At 46.1% G+C, this 14,064-nt stretch carries 11 protein-coding genes; 1 reads left to right on the top strand and 10 read right to left on the bottom strand.

Annotated elements, in window-relative coordinates; translation table 11 throughout:
* Positions 1–305: 305 nt before the first annotated feature.
* The 9 genes from ACY2VT_RS05105 to ACY2VT_RS05065 form a co-directional block, all read right to left on the bottom strand.
* Complete coding sequence (locus ACY2VT_RS05105; protein WP_461875091.1) at positions 306–809, bottom strand: shikimate kinase; 504 nt, start codon at positions 807–809, stop codon at positions 306–308.
* 349 nt (positions 810–1,158) lie between these two features.
* Complete coding sequence (locus ACY2VT_RS05100) at positions 1,159–2,046, bottom strand: carbohydrate ABC transporter permease (RefSeq protein WP_022461206.1); 888 nt, start codon at positions 2,044–2,046, stop codon at positions 1,159–1,161.
* A gap of 14 nt (positions 2,047–2,060) precedes the next feature.
* Positions 2,061–2,996, bottom strand: coding sequence for an ABC transporter permease (locus ACY2VT_RS05095; protein ID WP_082424640.1), 936 nt, complete (start codon positions 2,994–2,996; stop codon positions 2,061–2,063).
* 66 nt (positions 2,997–3,062) lie between these two features.
* On the bottom strand, positions 3,063–4,907 hold the full coding sequence (locus ACY2VT_RS05090) for an extracellular solute-binding protein (RefSeq protein ID WP_461879143.1): 1,845 nt from the start codon (positions 4,905–4,907) through the stop codon (positions 3,063–3,065).
* A gap of 433 nt (positions 4,908–5,340) precedes the next feature.
* A complete protein-coding gene (locus ACY2VT_RS05085; RefSeq protein WP_461879142.1) occupies positions 5,341–6,786 on the bottom strand; it encodes a uracil-xanthine permease family protein in 1,446 nt (481 codons plus the stop codon).
* Positions 6,787–7,071: 285 nt separating this feature from the next.
* Positions 7,072–7,473: an Hpt domain-containing protein gene (locus ACY2VT_RS05080; protein ID WP_461879141.1), complete on the bottom strand. Its 402-nt coding sequence runs from the start codon at positions 7,471–7,473 to the stop codon at positions 7,072–7,074.
* Between the two features lie 432 nt (positions 7,474–7,905).
* Complete coding sequence (gene gdhA / locus ACY2VT_RS05075; protein ID WP_295267053.1) at positions 7,906–9,240, bottom strand: NADP-specific glutamate dehydrogenase; 1,335 nt, start codon at positions 9,238–9,240, stop codon at positions 7,906–7,908.
* 349 nt (positions 9,241–9,589) lie between these two features.
* Positions 9,590–10,189 (bottom strand): flavin reductase family protein, encoded by a 600-nt coding sequence (locus tag ACY2VT_RS05070; protein WP_461875126.1) that lies wholly within the window; start codon positions 10,187–10,189, stop codon positions 9,590–9,592.
* A gap of 104 nt (positions 10,190–10,293) precedes the next feature.
* Positions 10,294–11,949: a putative manganese-dependent inorganic diphosphatase gene (locus ACY2VT_RS05065; protein WP_461879140.1), complete on the bottom strand. Its 1,656-nt coding sequence runs from the start codon at positions 11,947–11,949 to the stop codon at positions 10,294–10,296.
* Between the two features lie 229 nt (positions 11,950–12,178).
* Here ACY2VT_RS05065 and ACY2VT_RS05060 point away from each other — a divergent pair, with 229 nt between their 5' ends.
* Entirely contained in the window at positions 12,179–13,090 is a 912-nt protein-coding gene (locus ACY2VT_RS05060) for a 30S ribosomal protein S1 (protein WP_117813161.1), read from the top strand.
* 78 nt (positions 13,091–13,168) lie between these two features.
* Here ACY2VT_RS05060 and trhA read toward each other — a convergent pair whose 3' ends face one another.
* Complete coding sequence (trhA, locus tag ACY2VT_RS05055) at positions 13,169–13,843, bottom strand: PAQR family membrane homeostasis protein TrhA (protein ID WP_461879139.1); 675 nt, start codon at positions 13,841–13,843, stop codon at positions 13,169–13,171.
* Between the last annotated feature and the right edge of the window lie 221 nt (positions 13,844–14,064).

Below are 14,064 nucleotides of genomic sequence, written 5' to 3'. Positions count from 1 at the left end.
TAACGAGTGTGCTTTCTCCAATCATAACGAATCAAAGTCTTTTCTGTCTTTTTTGCACACTCCGGATGCGCTGAAACACACTGCTCCCCGCAGCAACTCTTCAGTCTTCCCTTATCTTAACTCAAATCTAATATTTTGTAAATCAATTTTAATATATTCTGTACTATTTCCGTTTTTTCCCATCTTTTTCAGCCAAGAATATTCAGAGAAACGTGATATGTAATTTTATGCTTTCAGAACATTTCTCTTATTATTACATGATAATATATTTTTCACTCTTCTCTGAATATTTCCGCTTTGCCGTTTTACATACCGATCTGCTCACGCAGTGCAAGAATGGTTCCCTGGATATCTTTTCCACTTTCATCGACCGTGATCTCAGCATATTTTTCATATAATTTACTTCTCTCCTCATAGAGATCCTTCAGGGTCTGCCCCTCTTTCAGAACAACACCGCGGCCCTTTAAGTTTCCGAGACGTTTTGCCAGATCCTCATACGACAGTTTCAGATACACAATGGTTCCGATTTCTTTAAAATGTGCCATCGCCTCTTTTCCGTAAATAGCACTTCCACCCGGCGCAATGACACTTTTGTCGGCTTCAAGTGTTGCATTGACTTCGTTTTCGATCGCAAGAAATCCTTCGTTTCCCTCATCCGCGATAATCTCACGCAGAAGACGTTTCTCCCGATGCTGAATCACAAGATCCGTATCGATAAATTCATATCCCAGTGCTTTCGCAAGAATTACACCAACGCTGCTTTTGCCGGCTCCCGGCATGCCTATTAAAATGATATTCTGTTTTTTCAACTTTTATTCCTCCTGCTCTTTCCATATACTTTCGGAGCCTTTTATCGTTACAGTTTACTGTTACCCGGCAAACTGTAATCTTTCGTCCTCTGTTTTCCCTTTTATCTTACGCTGTTTTCTTCCCGAGCGCAAGAAAGAATCCTGCTACGGCAGGATTCTCCGCCTGCAGCGGGTCGCTCCGGCGACATAATTTCTCTCCGCCGCAGTTCGATCCTGCCCGGAGGTTTTTTTATTTGCATGAAAATTCAACGAAGTTTCCTGAAATATCATACAGAAAAAGCGGCTTCCCTTCTTGGAAAACCGCTTTTTCTGTATGATATTTCAGAAGCTGATACCGTTTATTTTCGTGTTACTCTTTTACTGCTCCCAGTGTAATACCGGTTACAAAGTATTTCTGCAGGAACGGATATACAATCAGCATAGGAACAAGGGCGATGAATACCTTTGCTGCCTCCAGAGATTTGTTGGAGTTCTGTGCTAACTGCTGATACTGCTCTGCGGTCAGAGTTACGCCTACCGGGATCTGAACGGAGATCTGACGGATGTAGGTCTGTAACGGATAGTTCGTCTCCTTGTTCATTAATACCAGGCCCTGGAAATACTCGTTCCAGTAACCAACAGATGTGAAGAGGACGATGGTTGCGATAACCGGTTTGGAACACGGAACGACGATCTGCCACAGGATACGCCACGGACCGGCACCGTCTACACGGGCTGCCTCCTCAAGGTCTCCTGGGATACCGCGGAAGAAGTTCATCATAAGGAGTACATTAAATACCGGAACAGAACCAGCCAGAACCAGCGCTGCCATGGTATCGATCATACCATAGTTTTTAACGGTGATGAACCACGGAATGGTACCACCATTGAACAGCATACAGAATACCAGGATCCACATCAGGACATTTCTCGGTTTGTACTCTGTTTTGCTCTTTGCCAGCGGATAGGACATCATGATCAGGACAACCATGGTCCATACGGTTCCGATGACAACTCGTTTGATGGAAATCCAGAAGGAATTCCAGAATGCGGAATCACCCATGATCAGGCTGTAGGATTTTACGTTCGGTCCGATCGGATAAACAGTTACAAGACCACCCTCAGCGGCTGCCTTCGAAGAAATGGATACGCAGAACGTATACCATAACGGATAAAAACAGCTGAATGCCAGGAGAATCAGGATGATGGCATTTATGACTTTAAACGCTTTGCTGCCAAAACTCTTGCTTTCTATCATAATTTCTGCCCTCCTTAGAAAATCTTGTAATCAGCAAACTTGTAAGCACAAACATAAGAAGTAACAACCAGCACGAAGCTGACAACAGATTTGAAGAGACCTGCTGCAGTAGCCAGCGAGAACTGCATGTTTGTAATACCAACACGGTATACATATGTATCAATGATATCACCAGTTTCAATAACCAGCTGGTTGTACATGTTGAATACCTGGTCGAAACCAGCATTCAGAACGTTGCCCATTGCCAGTGTGGTCAGAAGGACGATAGTCGGAACCAGACCCGGGATGGTGATGTGCCATACCCGTTTCCAGCGGCTTGCACCGTCGATAGCAGCTGCCTCATAAAGACTCGGGCTGATGCCGGTCAGGGCTGCCAGATAAATAACTGCGTTGTAACCAAACTCTTTCCATACATCGGTTCCGATCAGTAACTGACGGAAAATGCCTGGTATCGTCATTGGAAGAACCGTATCCGTTGCACCGAATGCACTGCGAACGGTATTGAAGATTCCGTTTGCACCAAGGATATTGGTGATGATGTTTGCCAGGATAACCCAGGATACGAAGTGCGGCAGATACACAATCGTCTGAACCGTCTTTTTGAACTTCATATTCTTTACCTCATTCAGCAGCAGTGCAAACACCAGCGGAATGATGATATTCAGGATAACCTTTGCAATTGCAATGATCAGTGTGTTGACAAGTGCCCGTTTTGCATCCGGGATAACCGTCAGGTATTTAAACCATTTCATGCCTACCCACGGAGAGCCGAACCATCCTTTACTCGGATTGTAATCCTGGAATGCCATTACAATACCGACCATCGGGACGATGGAAAACATGAACAGCCAGATATAACCCGGCAGAACCATTAACGTATAGTGAAAGGAATTTGACAGCCCAAGATGGCCTTTTTTCTTCTTCACGGCAAGATCCTCCTTTGATGTCATTTTTTTTAAAGTGATGGGGTACAGGTTTTCCTGTACCCCACCCTCCACATCATACATTTACATAAGTTACTCAGCCAGGTAATCTTTTACCAGCTCAAGGATCTGATCGCCGCCCTGTACATGCCAGTCGGTGCAGAACTGATCCCACTCGTCAAGGCTCTTTGCACCGGTGATAAACTGAAGGACGCTCTTATCTTCCAGGTCAGAGATCTGGGTCCAGTAGGTATCCATTCCATCGATGGTGTAGTACAGCTCAGAGTAGATCTTGTGATCCGGCTCAAGTGTTGCATATGGACGGTCACCGATCAGCAGTGCATAGAATCTGTTGAACTGTCCGTTGTTAGTATTGACATCCATATCACTGATTGCCAGGTCTCTGGATCCGTCATAATCAGAAGAAATAACGTCTTTCAAAGTTGCAGCATCGTTTGCAAGGTTCTTGTACAGACCGTTAAATTTGCTTCCACCCTGCTGATAATCGTCTGCAGATGCTTCGCCTTTGAGGATGCCCATCAGTGCATCATACTCATACTCGCACTCGTCGGTAGCCGCCATGGTGTTACGCAGCGGATACCAGCCGATTGCTACAGAAGTATCGAAGGTAGACTCATCACGAACGAGTACGTTGTTCATGATGACAATGGCTTTCTTCACATCGTCAGATGCGTTTTTGTTCACCATTGTATAGGTAGTTCCAACGTCTTTCATATGAACATTCCACTCACCATCTTTGGTGTACAGCGGATATGCCTGCCAGTTTGCGTTGTTATCGTTACGGAAGGAATCCGGGTTGCCGTATCCAAGGCTCCACCATGGTCCCATGAAGATACCGCAGGTTCCGTTCTTAACATTGTTTGCATTGTCGCCGTTGGTTGTGGTTCCAACCTCCGGGTTGATGAGGCCTTTTTCATACCAGTCATGCAGAGTGGTAAGGGCTTCTTTCATCTCATCTGTTGTAGTTCCCCAATACAGCTCGCCGGAATCGTCTTTCAGGAAGTATCCCGGTGTTGCGTTGAATGCCTGATATACAGCATCGAAGCCGTATCCGTTGTTGGAGGAGTTCAGGAAGTTGGAGTAGGTTCTTCCGCCATTGTCGATACCGGCAATCGCATAGTCCTTGCTGAGTCCTGCGTCCATAAATTTCTGAGCTACTTCTCCGAGCTCATCAACTGTCTTCGGAACTTCAAGTCCTAACTGATCCAGCCAGTCCTGACGGATGAAGTACAGATAAACACCATCGGTATCTACAGAAACATTCGGCAGTGCGCAGAAGGTTCCATCTACCGTTGCATTATTGATGGCACGTCCTTCGGTGGTCTCGATGATCTCTTTTACCTGTTTGGATGCGTACTGGTTGAACTCCGGCCAGAGGTCTGCAAGAAGATCTGCTCTTGCGGCCTGTACCAGGTAGTTACGGGTCGGTGCGATAACTGCGTCCGGAAGGGAAGCAGATGCAATTGCCAGAGATACTTTCTGCTGGAAGTCTGCAGTGTTACCTGCTGTCCAGTCGCAGACAACCTTGATGTTGTAGTTGTCCAGAAGATATCTGGTGTACTGGTTGTTATCTACGGAATCGCCGTCCGGAAGTGTGGTATCCTTCGGGTCGACCTGATATCCATAATGTACTTCTACGACATGATCGAATTTCTCGAATGCTCTGTCGTCATTTTCTCCAGGTACAGCGTCATCTTCCAGTGTAGAAGATTCGATCCAGTCAGCGGAAGCTGCGGAATCTCCGGAGCCGCTGCCTGATTCAGCAGTTGCTGCGTCGTCGCCGCCTGCGGTGCTTGTTGCTGTTGTGTCGCTTCCTTTGCTGCTTGCATCAGAACTGTCGCCGCCTGTGCTGCCGCATGCAACCAGGCTTACGATCATGGTGCTTGCCAATAATGCAGAAATTACTTTCTTTTTCATTTGGTGTCCTCCTTGTGTTTTACGTTCTTTTTAGTGTGTTCCGTTGTTGTTTTTGTCCAGGCTGACGAATCATCTCTCTTTTGCAATCATACGTTTTGCCTAAAATTTTCACATTTTTGCCACACTTTTTATGCAATGATTATACCTCTCTTCCGCCCGTTTTGGCAAGCACTTTTTATATATTTTTCACAATTTATTTCATTTTTTTACTTCATATTGTCGATTTTATACACTATTTTTAAATTTATAGTCAATCTTGACTTTTTTGATATTGGTATTTCTTTTAATCTCAACTAATTTTCCATTCGTTTTTCCGTCATTTTGTATATTTTACACTTGTTCGAACGTTTTGTACAGAAAAAGAACCTCTTAATTTCTCTCCAGAAGGCTCCTTCCAGGAAAACTAAGAGGTTCTTTTTTCATTATCTCTTCTTTATTCTGCTTTTTTCTTCTCTTTTGGAATAATAATATTCAGCACAATCGCAGCAACAGCTGCCGGAACAATACCGGAGCCGCCGAAAATCAGCTGGATATAATAAGGAAGCTCAGAAGTTGCTCCCGCTGTGGATCCAAGACCGTAGCCAAGACCCAGTGCAACAGAAACGATCGTGATCTCACGGCTCGTAATCGGCTCTTTTGTGATGAGCTGGATACCGGAAACCAGAATGGATGCAAACATCATAACGGCTGCACCGCCCAGTACCGACTGCGGCATAATTGAAACGAATGCTGCAATTTTCGGACAGAGACCGCAGAGAATCAGGAACACTGCTCCGCAGGAAAGTGCCATACGGTTTACGATTTTTGTCATCGAAATAATACCGACATTCTGTGCAAAAGAAGTATTTGGCAAAACGCCAAGCGCTGCTGCAAAGCTCGATCCGAGACCGTCGCAGATGATACCGCCGGAAAGCTCGGAATCGGTTGCTTCACGATCCATACCACTCTCTACGCAGGCGCAGATATCACCGACCGTTTCAACGGTTGTTACGATAAACATAATCGCAACCGGAAGAATAGCTTCCAGGCGGAATACCGGTTTTACCTCAGCCAATTTTCCAAAGCCTGCAATACCTGGAAGTGCAAACCAGGAAGCATCCTTTACCTGCTGGAAATTAACAACCCAGGAATACGTATAGGAAACTGTGCTTCCGTCTTCCAGAACCGCTGTTCCCGTATGCGGCAGAACCATGGTCATAATCACAGCTACCGCATAGCCAACCAGGATACCGATCAGAATGGAAGCTGTGCTTAAAATCCCTTTCGGGTTTGTAAAATGCTTCAGTACCAGTGTTACAACCAGAACGACCATGCCAAGGAAGAGATTCTGCATGGATCCGTAATCGTTCGTTCCGGAACCTCCGCAGAGGTAATTGATTCCAACCGGAATCAGAGAAAGACCAATCGCCATAACGACACAGCCGGTAACAACGGATGGGAAAAATTTGCGCAGTGGCTTTAAACAGACACCGAGCACACCCTCAAATAAACCACCGACAATCGTCGCGCCAAGGATAGCACCGTATGTCAGCGCACCCTGTCCCATCACAGCAACAACACTCTTAAATACACCGAGGAAACCGGAGGAAGTACCCATGACAATCGGCACCTTACCACCGATCGGTCCGATAGAAAACATCTGTACCAGAGTAACAATTCCGGCGACCGTCATTGCGTTCTGCAAAAGTGCCGTACGAAGCGCACCATATCCTGCATCCGCTGTCAGACCGCACGCTCCCATGATGATCAGAAGCGGGGTGAGGTTTCCTACGAACATCGCCATTACGTGCTGCAATCCAAGCGGAATTGCCTGCTTCAGCGGAATCCGTCCTTCAAAGGTGTACGGGGTTCCCATAGCTGAACTTTTTTCTTTTTTCATTGCTTTTCTCCTGCTTTTGTAGATTTGGGCTGCCTTGCCTTTCGGTATGGAATATGCCCTGCACAGCCGGAATTTTTCCAAAAAGTATACCCATTTTTTCTTATAGATAATCATAAGTTTTTCTTCTCAAACAAGTCTGCTTCATAAGCTGTGCTTTTATGTAAAAAGATTATCATGTTTTTTTTTTTCCGTCAACCCGCATCTTGTACAGAATTCCACAAAAAAGAACACCGGTCTGTGTTCCTCGTCTCACAGATCGATGTCTCCTTGTTTTCTTCCTTCAATTTAAGCGTTCTGGAAATCCTCAATCGCTTTTACGGTGCGGTTATATTCCTCTGTCACCTTCTGCATCAGATCATCCGTCTCGGTCTCCTGCAGCGGTCTTAACCGCTCGGTCAGCTCGGCGCTTGGCTCGTACAGATTTTTAAAACCAAGATTCTGGCACACGCCTTTTAATGTATGAGCTGCACGGAATGCAACCTCAATGTTTCCGTCCGCCAGTGCCTGGCAAAGCTCCTGATAGCTCGGATCCTGCGGAAATTTTAAAATGATCCGCTGAATCAGAGATTCACTGCGAAGCCGCTGAACGGTTCCCTCGTAATCTGCTCCCATCTGCATGTAGCAATCTTTTAATGTCATCTTCTCTTCCTCTTCCTTATGGTGCTGCCCCAAAACCTGCCAATCCATTCCGGGATTCCTCTTCCCTGTATGCAAATTCATTACATATTAATGCAAACAAGTTCTTTATCCATACATAAATAATTATATTTCTCACACAAGCCCTTGTCAACTTCTGCTTTTCATTATTTTTGCATTATTTTTGTTTACTATACGCTCTATTTCTGAACATAAAATATTTTTTTTCTTACGTTTTTCTTACGTTTTTATCTTACCTGTATATTGCATTTATGCATAATAATACAGCTTACTCGCACATTCTGTCGTTTTATTTACACGGTACCGCGTGAAAGTCTATTTCTTCTGTCTAGTCTCGTTGCAAAATGTAATGTTTTTTTGTACCCTGTAATTTTCGTTATTTTTCTGTGTTTCTTCTATCTTTTATGCAAAAAGGGACCCCCGGTCTTAACCGGAGATCCCTTTGGATTTCTCAAAATCGGATTAGCAGATTCCCTGAGCCATCATAGCGTCAGCTACTTTCTCAAAGCCTGCGATGTTAGCGCCCATAACATAGTCGCCCTCATGGCCGTAACGTTTTGCAGCATCAGCCATGTTGTGTGTGATGTTGATCATGATGCTCTTCAGTTTTGCATCAACCTCTTCGAAAGTCCAGGACAGACGCTCGGAGTTCTGGGACATCTCGAGTGCGGATGTTGCAACACCACCTGCGTTTGCAGCTTTTCCAGGTGCGAAGATTACGCCGTGCTCCTGCAGATATTTGGTTGCTTCCAGAGTAGTAGGCATGTTAGCGCCCTCGCATACTGCGGTGCATCCGTTCTCTACCAGTGCTTTTGCATCCTCAAGCAGCAGCTCGTTCTGAGTTGCGCAAGGAAGAGCAAGGTCTGCTTTTACAACCCATACGCCGCGTCCTTCATGATACTCGGAGTTTGGACGATATTTCTTGTACTCGGTCAGACGGGCACGGTTTACTTCTTTGATCTCTTTTAATGCAGCTACATCGATTCCGTCTGGATCGTAAACCCATCCGTTGGAATCAGAGCAGGTGAGAACTTTCACACCAAGCTGGGTAGCTTTCTCGATTGCATAGATTGCAACGTTTCCGGAACCGGATACACAAGCGGTCTTGCCTGCGATGTCGATGCCGTTCAGTTTCAGCAGCTCCTGGGTCAGGTACAGCAGTCCGTATCCGGTAGCCTCTGTTCTTGCTAAAGATCCGCCGTAGCTTAAACCTTTACCAGTCAGAACGCCTTCGTATACGCCGCGGATTCTCTTGTACTGTCCGAACATGAAGCCGATCTCTCTTGCGCCTGTTCCGATGTCACCAGCCGGTACGTCGGTGTCTGCGCCGATATATTTGCAAAGCTCTGTCATAAAGCTCTGGCAGAATGCCATGATCTCTCTGTCAGATTTTCCTTTCGGATCGAAGTCAGAACCACCTTTACCTCCGCCGATCGGAAGGCTGGTCAGTGAGTTTTTGAATACCTGCTCGAATCCCAGGAATTTGATAATACCAATATTTACAGAAGGATGCAGACGGATTCCTCCTTTGTAAGGTCCGATTGCACTGTTAAACTGTACACGATATCCGGTGTTTACATGAGCCTGTCCTTTATCGTCTACCCACGGCACACGGAATTTGATCTGACGCTCTGGCTCTACCATTCTCTCCAGAAGAGCAACTTTTCTGTATTTTTCCTCGTTTGCTTCAATAACAGGGCGAAGAGATTCCAGAACCTCTTTGACTGCCTGATGGAATTCCGGTTCAGCTGGGTTTTTTGCAACTACGGACTCAATAACCTCATCTACGTATGACATGTTAGTTTCCTCCTTGAAATTTCTCCCTTAATGTAGTGCAGAAAGATTTCTTTAAAAGATCCATCTGCGGTTCTCATCAGCCTTAAAGCGTGGAGAAAATCATTTCCGCACTCTCTCGCGTCTCCGGTGGATTCTCCCGTCCTCCGGATCACTTAATTTTATAAGGTCAACGATTGGTTGATATTATAGCATAAAATATCCGGTTTTTGCAATATTTCACGCAAAAAATTTCTAATAAATCATGATTTTGTAGCGTTTTCTAATATTTACTCAGTATTTTTGTCGATTTTGTATATTTTTACCGAAAGTACCATAAAATTTCGCATGCTGATTCTTTAGAAAATAAAGATTAGCGGCGGTTTTTTGTTTTTATATTAGGTGTTTTCGATTTTTTCTTCACGCTCCAGCCAAAGGTTCCCTGCTTTTTCCCGACTCCAAAGTACTCTCCGTGGGAATACACAATCGGTTTCGCGCGGTTCAGATCGAAGCGGCCGTGCTCATCCATATATGCCTCATCTGCATGGACAGCCACAACTTTTGCAAGAAACATGTGATGCGAGCCCAGTTCGAGCACCTGCTCCACTTTACACTCGATATTAACCGGCGACTCCCCGATCATCGGTGCGGAAATCTCCTCCGCCTCGACTTTCGTCAGTTTCATCTCTTTGAACTTATCCACATCTCTTCCCGAGCGCACGCCGCAGTAGTCGGTCGCATAGCAGAGGTCCTCCGTCGTCAGGTTGATGACGAACGCACCGCTCTCTTTGATCATCTGATAGCTGTAGCGTTCCGGCCGCACCGAGATCGATACCATCGGAGGATTCGTACACACCGTGCCGGCCCAGGCAACGGTGATGATGTTGTCCTCCCCGTTCTTTCCGCGCACCGACACCATGACCGCCGGCAGCGGATACAGCATATTTCCCGCTTTCCATGTCTGTTTTCCCATTCTTATTTCTTTCCTTTCCTCTTTTTCACCCTTTTATGACCGAAAAAAGCGTGCCCCGGATCTGTTTTCAGGCCCGGAACCACGCTTTTTTATTTTTTCTGTTTTTACTGATTCTGCAGCGCCATCATAAATGCCGGAATCAGCTGTTTCTTTCTCGACACAACACCCTTCAGCTCGCAGCTGACCTCGTTGACCGGAAGATCCTCAAAAGCTTTTTCGATGACTTCCTTTGCCCCGCTTCCATAATACAGAAGCTCTGTAGATTCTTCTATAATATTGGTCAGCATAAAGAATACCATCTCGATGCCGTGTTTTCCGCACTCGCTTTCCATCTGCGGCAGAAGCTGTTCCTTGATGGATTCCAGCTCGCCCGCATCGAGGGATGTAATCTGGCCGACACCAAACGTAACATCGCCCATGATGAATTTTTTGAAATCCTGGTAGAAAATCTCCTCCGGAGATTTATCCTTCAGATTGCTTCCTGCGCGGAACATTTCGGATGCAAACTCCGGAATGCTGATGCCTGCAATGTCTGCCAGCGCCTCTGCTGCCGCTTTGTCAAGAAACGTACACGTCGGCGACCGGAACATCAGCGTATCGGAAATGATGGCTGCGCAGAGCAGTCCTGCGATGTTCGGCGCGATCTCCAGCTCTTTTTCCTTATAAATTTCATACATAATCGTTCCCGTGCAGCCCACCGGCTCATTGCGGAACATAACCGGCGCCATCGTCTCAAGTGATCCCAGACGATGATGGTCGACGATCTCAAGAATCTCCGCCTCTTTGACGTTATCGACCGCCTGTGATTCCTCATTGTGATCGACGAGAATCAGTTTCTTTCCTGCATTTCCGATCAGATTCCGGCGGGAAATCGTTCCCACATATTTTCCTTTCTTGTTCAGAATCGGGAAATCGCGGTGTCTCTGATTTTTCATGACTTCTTTGATATCATCGAGGAAATCTTCGGTATTGAACGTGATCAGATTGCTTCTGCGCATCAGATATTTGACCGGAATACTCTGGTTGATCAGACGCGCAATCGTATACGTGTCATGCGGACTGCTGATGATCACACAGCATTTTTCCTCTGCAAATTTCTGAATCGTTTTCGTCACCTTTGCGCCAAGTCCGACGATAATGCAGCTTGCATCCATCTCGATTGCACAGAGCTGGTCCTCCGCACGGTTTCCGAGGATGACAAGGTCATCTTTTTCGATATAGTTCTCCATCGTATCCGGATGGAACGCGCCGACAACGACTTTTCCGCGGATAAAATATCCATGCTCATTTCCGACAATGACAGATCCGTCCAGCGTCTCTGCCATACTGCGGTACTGTGTTCTCGCCAGGGACATGACATGGTTGTCATACGAATCCATGTAGGATTCCGCGATATCGCTGACGGTAATGACACCCTGCAGATCGTTTTCCGGCGAGGTGATCGGCAGCGTCACAACGTTGTTGTTTTTCATCATGGAATATGCTTTTTTCACGGAAATCGTACCCGGCACACTCGGCACCTCGTGGATTTCAATCTCCTTTACCTGCGTTCCCGCATTCGGCAGGTAGCCCGGCGCACGCACCCCAAAGCGTTTCAGCACATACTCGGTCTCCTCGTTGATCTGACCAGCACGGCGTGCCACGTAGGTTTTTGTTTTATCCGTTCTGTTTTTGATATCCGCATAGGCAATCGCCGAACAGATCGAATCCGTATCCGGATTTTTATGTCCAATTACGTAAACTCTTGAATTTGATTTCATAATAGTACTCCTCCCTTCTGTATGTTTGTGGTATACAGTAAGTTCGTCTCAGTAATTTCGGTAACGACTACACACATATTACCATCCTTTTTTCATCTGGTCAAAGAAAATCTTTTATGTTAAGATAAACGCAGATAGAAAAACGTGTAAAATTGAACCCGATTTTTTCATAAATCCACAATTTTCCTCTCGTTTTCCTGTTATTCTTACGAAAAAGGGGTGTTTCATTATGTCAGAAGAAAAATTAACCATGGATGACTTCTCCGCAGAGCTGGAAGCTTCCTTCAAAAAAATTGAGGAAGGCGACATGCTCACCGGAACCGTCATCTCCGTAGATGAAAAAGAGGTGATTCTCGATCTGAAATACTACGCAGAGGGCGTCATCCGCGCCGAGGACTTCAGCAACGAGCCTGGATTCTCCTTAAAAGATGCTGTTCAGGTCGGCGACGAAATCACCGCAACCGTGATCCGCAAAGACGATGGCCACGGCAACATTCTTCTCTCCCGCGCAGAGGCAAACGATATCCTCGCATGGGAAAAACTCGCACAGTATAAAGAAGAAAAAACCGTGCTGGATGTCAAAGTAAAGGGCATTGTAAACGCCGGCGTCATCGCATACGTCGAAGGAATCCGCGGCTTCATCCCGGCTTCCAAACTCTCTTTGAACTACGTGGAAGATCTGAACGAATACTTAAACAAAGACATTCAGGTACAGGTCTTTGACCTTGATAAAGAAAAAGACCGCCTGATCCTCTCCGCCCGCGAAATTCTCCGCGAGAAAGCAGACGAAGAGCGCAAAGAGAAAATCTCCAACGTAGAAGTCGGCCTCGTAACCGAAGGAACCGTGGAAAGCCTGCAGCCATACGGCGCATTCATCAGCCTCGGAAACGGTCTCTCCGGCCTCGTCCACATCTCCCAGATCTGCGCCAAACGTATCAAACACCCATCCGCAGTCCTGGCAGTCGGCGATAAGGTCAAAGTAAAAGTCATCGCCATCAAAGACGGCAAACTCAGCCTCTCCATGAAGGCACTCGACGACGTTGCAGCTGAAGAAATTCAGGAAGAAACCATCGAACTCCCGGAGACAGAGGAAGTGACAACGACACTGGGATCGCTGTTTAAGAATATTAAGCTGAACTAGACGGCTGCATCTATACAAAAAGGCGGCTGTACCGGGATTTTTCTTCCCGGCACAGCCGCCTTTTTATTTCAACTCTTTTTACACCGGCATCGCCGCCACAAAATAGTACATCACAATAAAATGACAGAAGCTGCCACCCATCACAAACAGATGGAAAATTTCATGTGTTCCGAACTTTTTATGCTTCGCATTAAACATCGGCATCTTTAAGGAGTAAATCACCCCGCCGACCGTGTAAATGATGCCCCCCGCCAGCAACCATCCAAATGCCGGCCGTGAGAGAGCCAGAAACAACGGATGAAATGCCAGTACACAAAGCCATCCCATTGCGATATACAACACTGAGGAAAACCACTTCGGACAATTGATCCAGAATGCCTTGACGAGAATCCCGCCAATCGCTGCCGCCCACACCAGTACACAGAGTGCAATTCCCGTCCGTCCATGCAGCGCAATCAGACAGATCGGCGTATAGCTTCCCGCAATCAGCACGGAAATCATCATATGATCAAACTTTTTCAGTCGACGGTTCACCTTCCCGTTTACATCAAACGTGTGATACACGGTACTCGCCAGATACAGCAAAATCATGCTCAGCATAAATACTGCCATCGCAATCACATGCAGATGATCCGGCTCCCGAGCCGCCTTCAAAAGCAATGGCAGCGTTCCCACCATCGCCAGGATCAGCGCAATCCCATGCGTAATCGCACTGCCGGGATCCTTAATTCCATTTTTTCTGATATACTTCATCCTGCTCATTCCTTTCCTGTCAGAAACGCTGTGTATTTCAATTACTGCTTTATGTAGTTTTAATTACTACTTGTCATCGTTTCTTTTATTATAGCAGGGTAAAATTATTTTTCAAGTCAAAATATCTATTTTCTTCTGGAATCGTTCGACCTGCTTTGACACAAAAAAACAGACTACTCGCCTGCACCTACCGTTGTGCCTGTTTGAGCCGTCTGTTTTTA

It is taken from the genome of Fusicatenibacter sp. (genome assembly GCF_050872605.1).
GTDB lineage: Bacteria > Bacillota > Clostridia > Lachnospirales > Lachnospiraceae > Fusicatenibacter.
Note: the sequence above shows the minus strand (reverse complement) of the source record. Positions and strands in the feature narration are given on the sequence as shown.

Coding starts and splice junctions, on each gene's coding strand:
- ACY2VT_RS05090 (WP_461879143.1), bottom strand. CDS start 4,907: ATGAAAAAGAAAGTAATTTCTGCATTATTGGCAAGCACCATGATCGTA.
- ACY2VT_RS05070 (WP_461875126.1), bottom strand. CDS start 10,189: ATGGGAAAACAGACATGGAAAGCGGGAAATATGCTGTATCCGCTGCCG.
- gdhA (WP_295267053.1), bottom strand. CDS start 9,240: ATGTCATACGTAGATGAGGTTATTGAGTCCGTAGTTGCAAAAAACCCA.
- trhA (WP_461879139.1), bottom strand. CDS start 13,843: ATGAAGTATATCAGAAAAAATGGAATTAAGGATCCCGGCAGTGCGATT.
- ACY2VT_RS05065 (WP_461879140.1), bottom strand. CDS start 11,949: ATGAAATCAAATTCAAGAGTTTACGTAATTGGACATAAAAATCCGGAT.
- ACY2VT_RS05085 (WP_461879142.1), bottom strand. CDS start 6,786: ATGAAAAAAGAAAAAAGTTCAGCTATGGGAACCCCGTACACCTTTGAA.
- ACY2VT_RS05060 (WP_117813161.1), top strand. CDS start 12,179: ATGTCAGAAGAAAAATTAACCATGGATGACTTCTCCGCAGAGCTGGAA.
- ACY2VT_RS05095 (WP_082424640.1), bottom strand. CDS start 2,996: ATGACATCAAAGGAGGATCTTGCCGTGAAGAAGAAAAAAGGCCATCTT.
- ACY2VT_RS05100 (WP_022461206.1), bottom strand. CDS start 2,046: ATGATAGAAAGCAAGAGTTTTGGCAGCAAAGCGTTTAAAGTCATAAAT.
- ACY2VT_RS05080 (WP_461879141.1), bottom strand. CDS start 7,473: ATGGATTGGCAGGTTTTGGGGCAGCACCATAAGGAAGAGGAAGAGAAG.